The sequence below is a fragment of the Bacteroides sp. CAG:633 genome (assembly GCF_000435115.1).
GTDB classification, from domain to species: domain Bacteria; phylum Bacteroidota; class Bacteroidia; order Bacteroidales; family Bacteroidaceae; genus Bacteroides; species Bacteroides ndongoniae.
This window is the reverse complement of the sequence record NZ_FR882994.1, coordinates 1,543-2,614: the sequence shown is the minus strand read 5'-3', so window position 1 is coordinate 2,614 and position 1,072 is coordinate 1,543. Positions and strand designations below refer to the sequence as shown.

2 protein-coding genes are annotated in these 1,072 nt (G+C 51.8%); one reads left to right on the top strand and one right to left on the bottom strand.

The genetic code is table 11. From position 1 onward, the window contains the following. On the bottom strand, positions 1-323 hold a 323-nt coding region (locus tag QVP67_RS02340), incomplete at its 3' end, for a carboxypeptidase-like regulatory domain-containing protein (protein WP_288179819.1). 386 nt (positions 324-709) lie between these two features. On the opposite strand from QVP67_RS02340, the gene QVP67_RS02335 reads away from it, so the two are divergent. Continuing rightward, positions 710-1,054, top strand: a complete 345-nt coding sequence (locus tag QVP67_RS02335) for a HigA family addiction module antitoxin (protein WP_022161948.1) — start codon at positions 710-712, stop codon at positions 1,052-1,054. Positions 1,055-1,072 lie beyond the last annotated feature (18 nt).

Below are 1,072 nucleotides of genomic sequence, written 5' to 3'. Positions count from 1 at the left end.
CGGCCGACACCGGTCGAAACGACGGTCACTTCGTCTAACTGCTGCACGTCGGGGGCGATGGTGATGTTCACCTCGCGTTCCTCGCCGCGTTGCAGGTCCAGTGGCTGCTCCACCGTCTTGTAGCCTACGGCCGAGACGACCAATGTATATTTCCCCTCAGGAGCCTTGATGCGGAAACGCCCTTCGCCGTTGGTTGTGCCGCCGAAGGAAGTCCCTTTCAGGTAAACGGTGGCGAAATCGACTGTTTCTTTCTCGGTCGAAGTAACTTTGCCCGATACCAGGCATCGGTGACCTTTGCCGTGGAAGTCCTGTGCGCGGAGCATCCCTGCTGCCGACAGGCACATCAGGACTGCCACCCATAGTGTAAATGTACTTGTTTTCACGCTGTTTATGTACTTGGTTATCCGGCTGCAAAGTTCCGCAGAAAAAGGTACTTCCGCAATCGCCAGTTTTTGGTATTTATGCCGCCCGTTCTCTCCCTCCCTCCTTCGGAACGTTCGCGTCAATAACCATTAATAGGTAAAGCCCCCGGAGTGGGAAGGAGTGAGGTGTATAAAAAGAAGTGTTCACATATTTGTGAATGCCCGATGAAGGTAGTATCTTTGTTTCTGTAAGTGGAAATGCATTGGCCGTCACCTCCGAAAACAGCCGTTTGCAGGAGCTTTACGAGCATTTCCTGCTTATCCCATCATTATAAATAAGAAGCACTATGATTACCTTGAAAGGCGTTGACCCCAAAATGATAGCCAACAATCTGACTCCTTCGGAACCGATTCATCCCGGAGAAATGATAAAGGACGAGATAGAATATCGTGGTCTGTCGCAACGGAAGCTTGCCGCACAGATGGGTATCTCGCCTACGCTGCTCAACGAGATATTGAACGGCAAACGTGCCGTCTCGACCGAGTATGCGTTGCTGTTCGAAGCCGCATTGGGAATTGATGCGGAGATCTGGATCAGACTGCAAGCCGATTACGACATGCAGGTAGCCAAGTCGAACAAAACCTTCATGGAGAAGTTGGCCAATATCCGTAAGCTTGTAGCGGCTCTGTAAGGAGCCGGCGGGTGGGAG

Coding starts and splice junctions, on each gene's coding strand:
- QVP67_RS02335 (WP_022161948.1), top strand. CDS start 710: ATGATTACCTTGAAAGGCGTTGACCCCAAAATGATAGCCAACAATCTG.